Source organism: Curtobacterium sp. ZW137 (assembly GCF_003762905.1).
Taxonomy (GTDB): domain Bacteria; phylum Actinomycetota; class Actinomycetes; order Actinomycetales; family Microbacteriaceae; genus Curtobacterium.
Genome location: NZ_RJKS01000004.1, coordinates 117,878 through 131,292 on the forward strand (window position 1 = coordinate 117,878; position 13,415 = coordinate 131,292).

The following is a 13,415-nucleotide window of genomic DNA, read 5'->3' on the forward strand; positions in this document are numbered from 1 at the left end:
CGGGCCTCCCGTCCGGTTCTGGGCTATGTTCGCATGTATGGACATGGTGCGGATCGGACTCGTCGGCTACGGCATCGGAGGGCGCGCCTTCCACCGGCCCTTCATCCTCGACGCCTCCGGCGTCGAACTGGTGGGCGTCGTCGCCCGCTCCGCGGACAAGCGCGCGCAGCTCGCGACCGACCTGCCGGACGTCCCGGTGTTCGACTCGCTCACCGCGCTCATCGCGGCGGGTGTCGACGCCGTCGTCATCACCACGCCGCCGTCCACCCGTCGTGACCTCGTGCTCGAGGCCGTCGCTGCCGGGATCGCCGTCGTCGCGGACAAGCCGTTCGCGCCGGACCCCGCGACCGCGCGTGAGATCCGGGCGGCTGCGCTCGAGGCGGGCGTCCCGGTCGCGCCGTTCCACAACCGGCGGTGGGACACCGACCTCGTGACGCTCCGGGGCGTGCTGGACGGCGGCGCGCTCGGCGAGGTGCTGCGGTTCGAGTCGCGCTTCGACCTGGTCGAGCGAGCGGGCATCGCGACCGGGGTCGGCGGCGGCGTGCTCTCCGACATCGGCTCGCACCTGGTCGACCAGGCGGTGTCGCTGTTCGGGCCGATCGCGTCGGTGTGGGCCTCGCTCGACATGCGCGACGCGCGCTCGCTCGGCCGCGACCAGGACGGGCAGATCGACGCGGGCTTCACGCTCGAGGCGACGCACCGTTCGGGCGTGATCTCACGGCTCACGTCGAACAAGGCCGGGTTCCTCGCCGCTCGCCGCCTGCGGGTGGACGGGGTTGGCGGGACCTACGAGGCATCGAGCACCGACGTGCAGGCGCAGGCAGCCGTCGCCGGGCGCTCCCCCGCTGACGACCGCGCCGGGTGGGGCGTCGAGCCGGCCGGCGGCACGCTGACCACGGAGTCCGGCACCGCGTCGGTGCCGTCGGCGCAGAGCTCGTACACCGACTACTACGAGCGGTTCGCCCGGGCGGTCCGGGGCGAGGGCACGGTGCCGGTGTCCGTCGACGACGCCGTGCACGTGGTCGAGGTGCTCGATGCGGCACGGCGCGCGGCGGAGTCCGGCCAGGTGGTCGAGGTCCCGGCGGCCTGACGGCTGCGCGTGGCGAGCGCGTGGCTAGAAGTCGGCGGGGCGGGGGACGTCCGTCGTGGCAGCCGTGACGAAACCGCCGCGGATGATCGGCAGCGCGCGCCGGACGGCCTGGTCGATCCGGAGCTCGAGGTCGATGTTCGTGATGTCGTAACCACCCTCGCGCTTGGTGAAGTCGCGCTCGTTGCCGAAGACCCCGATCGGCAGCGTGGTGGACTGGAAGAAGCCGAAGAGCGGGCGCATCTGGTGCTCGACGAGGAGCGCGTGCCGGTCGCTGCCGCCCGTCGCCGTCAGGAGCACCGGGGTGTCGACGAGGTCGTACTGCCCGACCCAGTCGAAGAAGAGCTTGAACGCGCCCGAGTACGCGGCACGGAACGCCGGGCTGCCCACGACGAGCACGTCGGCGGCCTCGACGGCCTCGAGCGCGGCGACCGTGGTCGGCGACATGGTCGAGCGGTCCGACGCCGCGCCGAGGTCGGCCAGCAGCGGACCGATCTCCACGGTCAGGGTGCGCGCGTCCTCGATCTCCTCACCGAGTCGCGCGACGGTCGCGGCCACGAGGGTCGAGGTGCGCGACGGGTCCGATGGGCTGCCGCTGACGCCGACGACGAGTTCTCCGCTCATGCGTTCGATGCTCACACGACGCCGGAGCCCCCGCGCGGTTGTGACGACATGTGTCGCCTCAGCCGCCCCCGCGTACCGTTCGCCGCATGCAGACGTTCCTGCCGTACGCCGACTTCCGCGCATCCGCCGAGTCCCTCGACGACCGCCGGCTGGGGAAGCAGCGCGTCGAGACCCTGCAGGTGATGCGCGCGCTGACGCTGCCGGACTACGGGTGGCAGCACCACCCGGTCGTGGCGATGTGGCGCGGGTACCGGCCGGCGCTGATGGCGTACCAGGACGCCACGTGCGGGGTGTGGCTCGAGCGCGGACACGTCGACACGTGCCTGGCGAAGACCCTCGCGGACCTCGGCCGCTCCCCCGAGGACCTGGCGGCGTACGAGCGCGGCGACTACCCGGTCCCGGCGTGGAACGCGGACGAGGCCGTGCACCGGTCGCACCGGTCCAAGCTCGTGCAGAAGGACCGGGAGCACTACCTCCCGCTCTTCCCGGACGTGCCGGACGACCTGGACTACGTCTGGCCGGTGCCGAGCGCTGCGGTCAGGCGATCGGCGTCCACCGCGCCCCGTCGCGCCGGGTGACCCGGTCGGAGCGGACCTCGACGGTGCCGGCGAGGCCGTCGACGGCGTGCCGGGCGACGGCCACGGCGAGCTCGTCCTCCCCGGCTTCGTAGCGGACGACCGCGCACGGCACACCGCGGAGCAGGCGGACGTCCTGCGCCTCGACGACGGCGAGCTCGGCGACGAGCCGGGCGGCGGCGGGCAGGACGGCGTCGGGAGCGACCCCGGGTGCGAGCGCACCGATGGCGAGCGTGACGCGGTAGGAGGGCACGCCCACACGGTACCGGCGCGCGCTGCTCGGCCGCGCGGTACCGGCAGGCAGGAAGGTGCACCCGGACCCGCCGTGGGTTCGAGGGGGAACGGGACGCCGCTCAGGGAAACGGCGCCCTTGACCCACGGCGGGTCACGGGGTGCAGCAGACTGCGACGACAGGGATCGTCGCGGCCCGCTCCGGACGCTGGTTCAGGGGTGCGTCCGGTTCATCGCGCCGACCGGCTCCCGCAGGGGAACGGAGCCGGGCGGCGCGGGTCCTCAGAGGTGTTCGGTGTCCTCTCGGTACCGCTCCGACTCGGTCGGAGCAGGCATGGATCGTCGTGCAGCGGCCGGGCAGATCATCGGGAGCAGGGCACTCCCGATGGTCGCGAGCGCGCCCACCACGGCGATGAGACCGAGGGGCGCCGAGCCGACGTCGTGTCCGGCTGCCACGGCGAGCGCGAGGACGGTCGCGGGTGCCGGCAGGAGCTGTACCGCCCGGAAGCGGTCCTCCCGGGGGACTCGAGTCGTCATCGCGTTTGCCATGTGAACACTCTGACGCAGAACAGGTGTCCGCAAAAGGGGGGACACGTACCCAGAGATGGAGTAGAACGTCTAGTACACCCCTGAATGCGGCTCAGCCCAGCGAGCGGACCGCCGCCACCGCATCGACCACCGCGGCGACGACGAGCGGGACGTCCTCCCCCGTCAGGGTCCCGTCGAACGTCAGCCGGACGGCACTCCGCGCGACCTCGTCGGACAGCCCGAGCGCGGTGAGGACGTGCGACGCCTCGGTGCTGCCGGCGGCGCAGGCGCTCCCCGAGGACGACACGACGTCCCGCTGCTCCAGCTCGAGCAGCACGGTCTCCCCGTTGACGGCGGGGACCCGTGCGGCGCCGGCGACACCCGGTACCTCGGGGAAGCAGAACGACGCGTGCCCGGGCAGCCGGTGCTCGGCAGAGCCCGTGAGCACCGCGCCGGGGACACCGGCGAGGACCCCTGCGACCACCGCGTCCCGAGTGGCGGTCGCCGTCGCGGCGGCGCTCGCGCGCCCGGCCGCCGACAGCGCCACCGCGGTCGACACCGCGACCGCACCGGCGACGTCCTCGGTGCCCGACCGCCGACCGCGCTCCTGGCCCCCGCCGTGCACGAGCGGCTCCATCGGCACGCCGGACCGGATCGCGAGCACCCCGGTGCCCTTCGGCGCGCCGAGCTTGTGTCCGGAGAACGTCAGCGCGTCGACGCCGAGCAGGTCGAGGCCGATCGGCAACCACGGCGCGGACTGCACCGCGTCGGTGTGGAAGCGGGCGCCGACCCCGTGCGCGAGCGTCGCGAGGGCGGGGATGTCCTGCACCGTGCCGATCTCGTTGTCGGCGTGCGCGATCGACACGAGCGTGGTGTCCGGCCGGAGCGCCGCGGCGAGCACCGACGGGTCGACGCGGCCGTCCGGCGACACCGGCAGCACGGTCACCTCGAACCCGTGGAAGCGCTCCAGGTACGCGCAGCTCGCCAGGACCGCCTCGTGCTCGATGGCGCTCGTGACCACGTGGCGGCCCCGCGGTGCGGCGAGCGCGATGCCCTTCACCGCCGTGTTCGCGCCCTCGGTGCCGCCCGCGGTGAACACGACCTCGGCCGGACGGCAGCCGAGCACCGACGCCACCTGTCCACGCGCGGCCGCGAGCCCGCGGGACGCCTGGTCCCCGATCCCGTGCGTGGACGACGGGTTCCCGAAGCCGCCCGTCAGCCACGGCCACATCGCCTCGAGCACCTCGCGGCGGACGGGTGTCGTGGCGGCACGGTCCAGGTAGAACACCGGTCAGGCCGACGGCGCGGACGGGACGGCGACGTCGATGTCGATGTCGATGTCGAGCCCGAGGTCGAGGGCACGCGCCGAGTGCGTCAGCGCGCCCACCGAGATGACGTCGACCCCGGTGGCGGCGATCGCGGCGACGGTGTCCAGCGAGACCCCGCCGGACGCCTCGACGAGCGCACGGCCGCCGACGATCGCCACGCCCTCGGTCAGCATCGCCGGCGTGAAGTTGTCGAGCATGATCGTGTCGACCCCGGCGCCGACGACCGGCTCGATCTGGTCGATGCGGTCCACCTCGACCTCGAGGTGCACCGTGTGCCCGAGCCGCTCCCGGGCGCCGCGGATCGCCTCGCCGATGCCGATCCCGCTCGCGAGCAGCACCGCGAGGTGGTTGTCCTTCGCCAGGACCGCGTCGGACAGCGACGTCCGGTGGTTGTGCCCGCCGCCGCACCGCACGGCGTAGCGCTCGAGCGCGCGGAGCCCTGGCGTGGTCTTCCGGGTGTCGACGATGCGCGCGCGGGTGCCGGCGACGGCGGCGACGTACCGGGCGGTCGCGGTCGCGATGCCGGACATCCGCTGGACGAGGTTGAGCGCGACCCGCTCGGCGCGGAGCACCGCCCGGGCCGACCCGGTCACGGTCGCGAGGACGTCCCCCGGCGCGAACGGGTCCCCGTCGGCGACGTGCACGACCGCCTCGATGGTGGGGTCCACGGCGTGCATCACGGCCACGAAGACCGCGCCGCCGCTGAGGACACCGGGCTCACGGGCGCCCAGCGTCGCGGTGGCGGTCGCGTCCGCCGGGATGAGCGTCTCGCTGGTGACGTCGCCCCACGGCGCGTCCTCCTCGAGCGCGGTCTCGATGACGCGGCGGAGCGCGTGCGGCGGGATGGAGCCGACGTGGGTGGTGGGCACGGTGGTGGGCACGGTGATGGTCATGCGAGTGCTTCCTCGGGGACGGGAACGGGTGCGGTCGCCGGTGCGGCGACCCACGCGAGCGACGCGGGGGCGTCCGGGTCGGTGTCGGGGTGGTCGGTGCGGGCGTGTGCGCCGCGGGACTCGGTACGGGCCTCGGCCGCACGGGCGACGAGCCGGGCGAGGTCGAGGAGCGCGCGGTCCTCGTGCGCCCGGACGGTCGCGGGGGCGTCGACGGCCAGCGCGTCGAGCTCGCGACGCGCGGTCGCCAGCCCACCCGCGTCGCGGAGCAGGCCGACGCGTTCGGTCATCACCCGCTGGACCGTCTGCCGGACGTCGGCCGACCCGTCGAGGCGAGCCGGGCCTCCCGTCCGGCGGTCCGTACCGATCGTCGGACGGGAGGCAGTGGTCGGCCCCACGACGCCCGGCACCGTGGTGACGGGGAGCGTCGCGGTGCCGCGGAGACGGAGCAGGCCGGGTCGCGGTGCGCCGAGCGCGTCCGCTGCGCGGACCGCGAAGACCAGTCCCTCGAGGAGGGAGTTGGAGGCGAGGCGGTTCGCACCGTGCACACCGGTGCACGCGGCTTCGCCGATGGCGGCGAGGCCCGGGATGCTCGTGCGCCCTTCGGCGTCGGTGGCGATGCCGCCCATGAAGTAGTGCGCTGCCGGGGCGACCGGGACGCCGTCGCGGCTCCAGTCGAAGCCGGCGGCACGGGTGGCGCGGGTGAGGCCGGGGAAGCGGGCGACGAGGAAGCCGGGGTCGAGTGCCGTGGCGTCGAGGACGACCTCCCCGGAGTCGCGGATCGCGGCGGCGATGCCCCGGGCGACGACGTCACGCGGGGCGAGTTCGGCGTCCGGGTGCACGGCGGTCATGAAGCGGCGACCGCGGGCGTCGCGGAGGACGGCGCCCTCGCCGCGGACGGCCTCGGAGACGAGGCCGCCGCCGGGCACCGCGAGGCGCGTCGGGTGGAACTGCATGAACTCGAGGTCGGCCAGGACGGCTCCGGCACGCCAGGCCGCGGCAGCCCCGTCGCCCGTCGCGACGAGCGGGTTCGTCGTCTCGCGGTACAGGTGCCCGGCGCCCCCGGATGCCAGGACGACCGCGTCGGCGTCGATCCGCCGCGGCTCGCCGAGGAGATCGAGGACGTCGATGCCGACCACCGCCCCGTCACGGAGCACGAGGTCTGTGAGGCAGGTGCGCTCCAGGATCGTCACGTGCTGCCGGTGCAGTGCCGCGATGAGCGTCTGCTCGATCGCCGCACCGGTGGCGTCGCCGGCCGCGTGCACGACCCGCCAGCGTCCGTGCGCCGCCTCACGCCCACGGGCGAGGTCGTCGCCGTACCTGTCGAGGGTCGCCGGGTCGGCGGTGCGGTCGAACGGCACGCCGAGCGCCAGGAGGTCGCGGACGCGGGCCGGGCCGTCGGTGCAGAGGACCTCGACCGCGCGCGCGTCCGCGCTGCCGGCCGCCGCGACGTGCGTGTCGGCCTGGTGCAGCGCCGCGGTGTCGTCGGCGCCGAGGGCGACGGCGATGCCGCCCTGGGCGTGGCTCGTCGCCGCGTCCGCCAGCGCGCCCTTCGTCACCAGGGTGACGTCGTGGCGGGCGCTCGCGCGGATCGCGGCGGTGAGCCCGGCGATGCCGGAGCCGACGATGACGACGTGCACGTTCAGTCCTTCGGACGGGCCGCGAGCATCCGCTCGAGCGCGACCTTGGCTTCGGCCTTGACGTCGTCCGGGACGACGATCTCGTTGAGGACCTCGCCGTTCACGAGGGCCTCGAGCACCCAGGCGAGGTAGCCGGGGTGGATCCGGTACATCGTCGAACACGGGCAGACGACCGGGTCGAGGCAGAAGATCGTGTGCTGCGGGTACTCCGCGGCGAGCCGGTTCACCATGTTGATCTCGGTGCCGATCGCGAACGTGGTCGGCTCGGTCGCCGCGGCCACGGTCTTCCGGATCAGGTCCGTGCTGCCGGCGGCGTCCGCGGCGTCGACGACGGCCATCGGGCACTCCGGGTGGACGATGACCTGGACGCCGGGGTGGTCCACGCGGGCCTGCTCGATCTGGTCCACCGTGAAGCGACGGTGCACGGAGCAGAAGCCGTGCCAGAGGACGACCTTCGCGGCGAGCAGCTCGGCCGCGGTGTTGCCGCCGCCGGGCAGTCGGGGGTTCCACATCGGCATCAGGTCCGTGCTGATGCCCATCGCCTTCGCGGTGTTCCGGCCGAGGTGCTGGTCCGGGAAGAAGAGGACCCGCTGCCCGCGCTCGAACGCCCACTCGAGGACGGTCGCCGCGTTCGAGCTGGTGCACACGATGCCGCCGTGGCGGCCGCAGAAGGCCTTGAGGTCGGCAGCGGAGTTCATGTACGTGACGGGGATGACCGGCACGCGGCCGTCGGCGTCCGGCTCGGTGCCGTAGACCGCTTCGAGCTCGGCCCACGCGGCCTCGACGCTGTCGATGTCGGCCATGTCCGCCATCGAGCAGCCCGCCGCCAGGTTCGGCAGGATCACGCGCTGGTCGTCGCGCGCGAGGATGTCGGCCGTCTCGGCCATGAAGTGCACGCCGCAGAACACGATCGCCTCGGCGTCGGGCTTCGTCAGCGCGGCGTTCGCGAGCTGGAACGAGTCGCCGAGGAAGTCCGCGTGCCGGACCACCTCGTCGCGCTGGTAGAAGTGCCCGAGGACGACGACGCGGTCCCCGAGGGTCGCCTTCGCCCGTTCGATGCGCTCGTGGAGCTCGTCGACGGGGGCGTGCTTGTACTCGTCCGGCAGGACGCCCTGGCGCGGGGCGGTGGTCGGGATGACGTCGGACATCGACGAGCCGGGCCCGTACCCGGGGCGGGCGTCGAAGTCCCAGGTCGGCATCGCGAGGTCCGGCGTGCAGGTGCTGCCGTCGGCCTTGCCGTTGGAGATGAGTTCGATGGTGGTTGCGATGGACACCGGGGGTTCCTATCGGTTCTGCGGTTTCGTGCCCTGCTGCAGCGGGCCGTTGTCCGCGTAGGCCAGGTCGGGGTTCGAGCGGTACAGCCGGGCCGGGCGGTGCCGGTCCCCGCTCGTGGTCTCGTCGGTGGCGATCACCGCGTCGGACTGCGCGACCTGCCGGCGGAAGTTCGCCGGGTCGAGGGTGCGGCCGAGGACGGCTTCGTACACCGCCCGGAGCTCGGCGAGGGTGAACCGCTCGCCGAGGAACGCCTGCGCGATCCGGGAGTACGACATCTTGTTGCGGAGCCGCCAGAGCGCGTACTCGGCGATCCGGTCGTGGTCGAACGCCAGGGGCGGGTGCTCGTCGGCGAGGAACCATCGGACGTTCCAGTCCTCCGGCACCGAGCTCGCCTCGTCCGGGCGGACGAGGGCCCAGTACACGATCGAGACGACCCGGGTCGGGGAGCGGTCGACGTCGCCGAACGCGTAGAGCTGCTCGAGGTACCGCGGCTGCACGTTCGTGGTCTCGCGGAGGCGCGCCGCCGCGGAGTCCTCGAGCCCTTCGTCCGGACGCACCCAGCCGCCGGGGAGCGCCCACGATCCCTCGTGCGGTTCGGTCGTGCGGCGGACGAGCGGCATCCACAGCGCGGGCGCCCCGGTGTCGGGGTGCGGGCGCAGCGCGACGATCACGGTGGAGACCGCGACGCGGATGTCGTCTGCCATGTTCTGGTCTTTCTGACTGTAAGTGTTCGGGTTGAGGCGACTCTATCACTGGGACCGACCGACGCCGACACGTTGCCGAAACAAACCGTCTCCACACCGAAAAACTCCGGTGACCGCCCAGAAACCCGCCAGGCATACGGTGGCGACATGACAACGGTGACCAGGGTGCACGCCGTCGTGACGGGGACCGTCCAGGGGGTCGGGTTCCGCTACTGGACGGCACGCAAGGCCGACGGGCTCGAACTCGCGGGCTACGCCCGGAACCTCTTCGACGGGACGGTCGAGGTCGAGGCGGAGGGGCCCTCGCCGGCGGTCGACGCGCTCATCGAGATGCTGCGCAGCGGACCGCCGACGGCGACCGTCACCGAGGTGACGACCAGGGCGGTCGTGCCGCACGGGGACGTGGAGACGTTCGACATCCTGCACTGAGCGTCCATCCGGCGATGTCGGTGCGGCGCGGAATAATCGAGTTCGTTCAGGTGCTGCACCGTTCGTCCTCGCCCACTCCCCTCTCGTTCGGAGCCTCCATGACCGACCACGCCACCGACGCCGCGCCGCGGACGGGCGCCGTCCCGCAGCAGGGCTCGAGCCAGCAGGGCTCGCGCCAGCAGGGCGGTGGGTCGCAGCCGGTGCGGTCCGCAGCTGACGACCGGCTGGTGATCGGCCTGCTGCTGGTCTCCGCCTTCGTCGTGATCCTCAACGAGACGATCATGGGCGTCGCGCTCCCGCGGCTCATGGACGACCTCGACATCAGCGCCGCGACCGGGCAGTGGCTCACCACCGGGTTCCTGCTCACGATGGCCGTCGTCATCCCGATCACCGGGTTCCTGCTGCAGCGCTTCAACACGCGGCCGGTGTTCGTCTGGGCGATGAGCCTGTTCTCCGCCGGCACGCTCATCGCGCTCCTCGCGCCCGGGTTCACGATGCTGCTCGTCGGCCGTGTCGTGCAGGCCAGCGGCACCGCGATCATGATGCCGCTCCTCATGACGACGGTCCTCACCCTGATCGAGCCTGCACACCGCGGCCGCGTGATGGGCAACATCTCGATCGTCATCTCGGTCGCGCCCGCCATCGGCCCGACGATCTCGGGGCTGATCCTCAACGCGTTCTCGTGGCGCTGGCTCTTCGGCTTCGTGCTGCCGATCGCGATCGCGGCGCTGATCCTCGGCATGGTGAAGGTCCGGAACGTCGGCACCCCGCGGACAGCGCCCCTCGACGTGTTCTCCGTGGTCCTGTCGGCCTTCGCGTTCGGCGGGGTCGTCTACGGCCTGTCGAGCATCGGCGAGATCGCCACCACCGGCCCGGTCGTCCCGATCACGGCCCTGGTCGTCGGAGCCGTCGCGCTGACGCTGTTCATCCTCCGGCAGACCCGGCTGCAGCGGAGCGACCGCGCACTGCTCGACCTCCGGACGTTCCAGACGAAGGGCTTCACCGTCCCGATCGTGGGGATGGGCCTGAGCTTCCTGGTGATGCTCGGCACGCTGATCCTGCTGCCGATCTACCTGGAGCGCGTCCTCGGGCTCGACGTCCTGAACGTCGGACTGCTGCTGCTCCCCGGAGGTCTGCTGATGGGGCTGCTCTCCCCGATCGTCGGCCGGATCTACGACCGTCGTGGTCCGCGGGTGCTCCTCATCCCGGGCACGATCATCATCAGCCTCGTGATGTGGGCGCTGTCCACCGTCGGCACCGACACCAGCGTGTGGTTCGTCCTCGGCGCACACGTCGTCCTGAGCATCGGCCTGGCGCTGACCTTCACGCCGCTGTTCACCGCGGCGCTCGGCGGCCTGCCCCCGAAGCTCTACTCGCACGGCAGCGCGGTGCTCGGTACGGCGCAGCAGCTCGCCGGCGCTGCCGGCACCGCACTGTTCGTCACGCTGCTGACCATCGGCGCCGCGACGGCCACGGCGGGCTCCGGCGCGGACGGGCTCGCCGCGGCGACGGCGTCCGGCGTGAAGACGGCGTTCCTCGTCGGCGGGATCATCTCCCTGTTCGGGATCCTGACGGCCGTCTTCGTGCGGAAGCCCGTCACGCCCGAGGGCGCGCCGACGCCCCCGGCCGCGCACTAGCGCGGTCGGCGCGCGCCGCGGCGCGGCGGCGCGCTCCGCTCGGCGGGGCGCGGCGGCGCGCGCTCCGCTCGGAGGTGTCGCGCTCGCACAACCGAAACCACCGCGAACCACGGACTTCCGTGGTTCGCGGTGGTTTCCGTTGTGCGGACGCACAACGCACCGCATGCGCGGTGCGCGGTGCGCAGTGCGCGGTGCGCGGTGCGCGGTGCGCGGTGCGTTGTGCGGTGCGCGGCCGGCGCGCGCCCGCCTCGGCGCCGCCGAGGCGGCCGCGGCGCGCGGTGCGCGGCGGCAGCGGCCGCGGCGCTCGGCGCGCGGCGCGCGGCGCGCGGCGCGCGGCGCTCGGCGCGCGGCGCTCGGCGCGCGCATAACGGAAACCGCGCCGAACCACGGACTTCCGTGGTTCGGCGCGGTTTCCGTTGTGCGGAGGCATTCCGCACCACGGTGCGCGGCGCGGCTGCCGCGCCGGCCGCGGCGCGGCAGCCGCCCGCCGCGGCGCGCGCCGGCCGCGCCGGCCGCGCCGGCCGCGCCGCGCGCACGGGGGCGCGTGGCATCGTGGGCGCATGCGGTCGACGACGAGCGAGCTGAACTGGTCCGGCACGGTGACGTACACGGCGGAGCGCGTCGAACGCCCGACCTCCGTCGAGCAGGCCGCCGAGATCGTCGCGCGCGAGTCACGCGTCCACGGCCTCGGCACCCGGCACTCGTTCAACGACGTCGCGGACACCCCCGGCGTGCTGCTCGACCTCACCGCGATCCCGACCGACCTGGCCATCGAGCACGGAGACAGCACGAGCACCGCGACGCTCGGCGCCGGCACCCGCTACGGCGTCGTCGCCCCCGACATCGACGCGGCCGGCCTCGCCCTGCACAACATGGGCTCGCTGCCGCACATCTCGGTCGGCGGCGCGATCGCGACCGGCACGCACGGCTCCGGCACGACGCTCGGCTCGCTGAGCACCGCCGTCCGCGCGCTCGAGTTCCTCGGCCCCGACGGCACGACCCGCACCGTGCACCGCGAGGACCCCGACGGCCCGGGCAGCGTCATGCACCTCGGCCTGCTCGGCATCGTCACCCGCGTCACGCTCGAGGTGCAGCCGACCTACCTGATGCGCCAGGACTCGTACGGCCCGTTCCCGTGGCGCACGTTCCTCGACCACGTCGCCGAGATCCACGCCGCCGGGTACTCCGTCTGCTCGTACACCCGGTTCGGCGACGAGATCGGCGAGGTGCTCGTGAAGAGCCGCGCCGAACACGTGCCCGACGACCTGTTCGGCGCACCACGACTCCCCGGCACCCCGGGCGACGCCTCCCGCACCGCCCGGGACGGCTCGATGGGCCCGTGGTGGGACCGGCTGCCGCACTTCCCGATCGACTCCGTCCCCTCACACGGCTCCGAGGTGCAGAGCGAGCACTTCGTCCCGCTCCGCCACGCCGCGGCAGCGCTCGACGCCCTCCGCGGGCTCGCCGACCGCATCCAGCCGCACCTGCACGTCGCCGAGCTCCGGACGATGGCTGCCGACGACCTCTGGCTCAGCCCGTCGCAGGGCGAGGACGTCTTCTGCATCGCCTTCACGTGGAAGAAGCACCCCGAGGAGGTCGCGGCGCTCCTGCCCGACCTCGAGGCCCGCCTCGCACCCCTCGGTGGCCGCCCGCACTGGGGCAAGATGAGCTCGCTCGACGGCGACGCGGTCGCCGCCCTGTACCCGCGCCTCCCCGCGTTCCGCGAGCTGGTCGCCCGGGCCGACCCGGACCGGACGTTCGCGTCCGCCTTCGGCGAGCGGTCCTTGCGGACCTGACCCGAGCCTCCCGTCCGGTGCATCCCGGCCCACCACCGGACGGGAGGCACTGCCCACGTCCGCCCCGCCGCTCACGGCAGGTGGGTGACCACCTTCGCCTGCCCGTCCCAGTGCCGGAGGCCGCCGACGGTGAGCACCTCGGGGAGCGGTCCCTCCGCCGTGAGTGCCCGGAGCGCCGCGGGCAGGTCGACGTCCCGGATGCGGCGGGCCAGGGTGACGTGCGGCGCCCACCGTCCCGGGGCGGCGGGGTCGAGCGAGCCGGGAGCCGCGCGGTGGACGGCCTGGTGGAACCGCGCCAGGGGCTCGTCGACGACCACGCCGAGGCCGAGCACGTGCCGACCGGGCCCGGCGGGGAAGAGCAGGACCCCGGCGACGCGGAACTCGGCGGGCAGGGCCGTGTCGAAGCCGGTGGGGACGGGCAGGGACTCCCCCGCGGCGAGGGTCACGTGTGGGTCGTTCGTGCCGGAGTGCCCGAGACTCGGCAGCTCCGCGGCGACGAGCGTCTGCCAGAGCGTCCGGACCGCAGCGTCCGAGGGGTCGTCGAGGACGAGTTCGATGCTGCGCACCCGTCCGAGTCTGCCCGGCGGCAGCTGCGCGCGTCCCGGTGTGTAACACGGCGGAACGCAAGTCGACCGTGTCCCCGCTGGCCGTCACACTCGTGTCAGTCCACG

The 13,415-nt window shown here is 73.7% G+C and carries 14 protein-coding genes; 5 read left to right on the forward strand and 9 right to left on the reverse strand.

The features are described from left to right. Positions 1–37 precede the first annotated feature (37 nt). Positions 38–1,090, forward strand: a complete 1,053-nt coding sequence (locus EDF55_RS13880; protein WP_260236049.1) for a Gfo/Idh/MocA family oxidoreductase — start codon at positions 38–40, stop codon at positions 1,088–1,090. A 24-nt stretch (positions 1,091–1,114) separates the two neighbouring features. On the opposite strand, the gene EDF55_RS13885 is transcribed toward EDF55_RS13880, so the two are convergent. Then, positions 1,115–1,711, reverse strand: a complete 597-nt coding sequence (locus EDF55_RS13885; RefSeq protein WP_123655552.1) for an NAD(P)H-dependent oxidoreductase — start codon at positions 1,709–1,711, stop codon at positions 1,115–1,117. An 86-nt stretch (positions 1,712–1,797) separates the two neighbouring features. On the opposite strand from EDF55_RS13885, the gene EDF55_RS13890 reads away from it, so the two are divergent. Further along, complete coding sequence (locus EDF55_RS13890) at positions 1,798–2,289, forward strand: MSMEG_6728 family protein (RefSeq protein WP_123655553.1); 492 nt, start codon at positions 1,798–1,800, stop codon at positions 2,287–2,289. On the opposite strand, the gene EDF55_RS13895 is transcribed toward EDF55_RS13890, so the two are convergent. The 7 genes from EDF55_RS13895 to EDF55_RS13925 all read right to left on the reverse strand — a co-directional run bounded on the left by EDF55_RS13895 (position 2,249) and on the right by EDF55_RS13925 (position 8,882). Further along, positions 2,249–2,539, reverse strand: coding sequence for a hypothetical protein (locus EDF55_RS13895; RefSeq protein ID WP_260236066.1), 291 nt, complete (start codon positions 2,537–2,539; stop codon positions 2,249–2,251). The genes EDF55_RS13890 and EDF55_RS13895 overlap by 41 nt on opposite strands. Before the next feature lie 260 nt (positions 2,540–2,799). Then, a complete protein-coding gene (locus EDF55_RS13900; protein ID WP_123655554.1) occupies positions 2,800–3,054 on the reverse strand; it encodes a hypothetical protein in 255 nt (84 codons plus the stop codon). Between the two features lie 103 nt (positions 3,055–3,157). Continuing rightward, positions 3,158–4,333 (reverse strand): cysteine desulfurase family protein, encoded by a 1,176-nt coding sequence (locus EDF55_RS13905; RefSeq protein WP_123655555.1) that lies wholly within the window; start codon positions 4,331–4,333, stop codon positions 3,158–3,160. A 3-nt stretch (positions 4,334–4,336) separates the two neighbouring features. Then, complete coding sequence (nadC, locus tag EDF55_RS13910) at positions 4,337–5,266, reverse strand: carboxylating nicotinate-nucleotide diphosphorylase (RefSeq protein ID WP_123655556.1); 930 nt, start codon at positions 5,264–5,266, stop codon at positions 4,337–4,339. After that, entirely contained in the window at positions 5,263–6,903 is a 1,641-nt protein-coding gene (locus EDF55_RS13915) for an L-aspartate oxidase (protein WP_123655557.1), read from the reverse strand. The genes nadC and EDF55_RS13915 overlap by 4 nt, the downstream gene beginning before the upstream one ends. Positions 6,904–6,905: 2 nt before the next feature. Further along, complete coding sequence (gene nadA, locus EDF55_RS13920) at positions 6,906–8,177, reverse strand: quinolinate synthase NadA (RefSeq protein ID WP_123655558.1); 1,272 nt, start codon at positions 8,175–8,177, stop codon at positions 6,906–6,908. A 9-nt stretch (positions 8,178–8,186) separates the two neighbouring features. Then, positions 8,187–8,882, reverse strand: a complete 696-nt coding sequence (locus EDF55_RS13925; RefSeq protein WP_123655559.1) for an NrtR DNA-binding winged helix domain-containing protein — start codon at positions 8,880–8,882, stop codon at positions 8,187–8,189. A 147-nt stretch (positions 8,883–9,029) separates the two neighbouring features. Between EDF55_RS13925 and EDF55_RS13930 the strand changes: the two genes are divergently transcribed. The 3 genes from EDF55_RS13930 to EDF55_RS13940 all read left to right on the forward strand — a co-directional run bounded on the left by EDF55_RS13930 (position 9,030) and on the right by EDF55_RS13940 (position 12,744). Next, positions 9,030–9,311, forward strand: coding sequence for an acylphosphatase (locus EDF55_RS13930; RefSeq protein ID WP_123655560.1), 282 nt, complete (start codon positions 9,030–9,032; stop codon positions 9,309–9,311). Positions 9,312–9,409: 98 nt separating this feature from the next. Further along, the gene (locus tag EDF55_RS13935) at positions 9,410–10,948 is read left to right on the forward strand and encodes an MDR family MFS transporter (RefSeq protein WP_123655561.1); all 1,539 of its coding nucleotides are present in this window, start codon (positions 9,410–9,412) and stop codon (positions 10,946–10,948) included. 560 nt (positions 10,949–11,508) lie between these two features. Then, positions 11,509–12,744: a D-arabinono-1,4-lactone oxidase gene (locus tag EDF55_RS13940; protein WP_123655562.1), complete on the forward strand. Its 1,236-nt coding sequence runs from the start codon at positions 11,509–11,511 to the stop codon at positions 12,742–12,744. Between the two features lie 71 nt (positions 12,745–12,815). Here the strand turns inward: EDF55_RS13940 and EDF55_RS13945 are convergent, their stop codons facing one another. Further along, positions 12,816–13,310 (reverse strand): 2'-5' RNA ligase family protein, encoded by a 495-nt coding sequence (locus EDF55_RS13945; RefSeq protein WP_185017404.1) that lies wholly within the window; start codon positions 13,308–13,310, stop codon positions 12,816–12,818. Positions 13,311–13,415 lie beyond the last annotated feature (105 nt).

What these genes read in the sequence shown, in the direction of transcription:
- EDF55_RS13925 (WP_123655559.1), bottom strand. Translation starts at nt 8,882, where the DNA reads ATGGCAGACGACATCCGCGTCGCGGTCTCCACCGTGATCGTCGCGCTG.
- EDF55_RS13935 (WP_123655561.1), top strand. Translation starts at nt 9,410, where the DNA reads ATGACCGACCACGCCACCGACGCCGCGCCGCGGACGGGCGCCGTCCCG.
- EDF55_RS13890 (WP_123655553.1), top strand. Translation starts at nt 1,798, where the DNA reads ATGCAGACGTTCCTGCCGTACGCCGACTTCCGCGCATCCGCCGAGTCC.
- EDF55_RS13880 (WP_260236049.1), top strand. Translation starts at nt 38, where the DNA reads ATGGACATGGTGCGGATCGGACTCGTCGGCTACGGCATCGGAGGGCGC.
- EDF55_RS13900 (WP_123655554.1), bottom strand. Translation starts at nt 3,054, where the DNA reads ATGACGACTCGAGTCCCCCGGGAGGACCGCTTCCGGGCGGTACAGCTC.
- EDF55_RS13940 (WP_123655562.1), top strand. Translation starts at nt 11,509, where the DNA reads ATGCGGTCGACGACGAGCGAGCTGAACTGGTCCGGCACGGTGACGTAC.
- nadC (WP_123655556.1), bottom strand. Translation starts at nt 5,266, where the DNA reads ATGACCATCACCGTGCCCACCACCGTGCCCACCACCCACGTCGGCTCC.
- EDF55_RS13930 (WP_123655560.1), top strand. Translation starts at nt 9,030, where the DNA reads ATGACAACGGTGACCAGGGTGCACGCCGTCGTGACGGGGACCGTCCAG.
- EDF55_RS13885 (WP_123655552.1), bottom strand. Translation starts at nt 1,711, where the DNA reads ATGAGCGGAGAACTCGTCGTCGGCGTCAGCGGCAGCCCATCGGACCCG.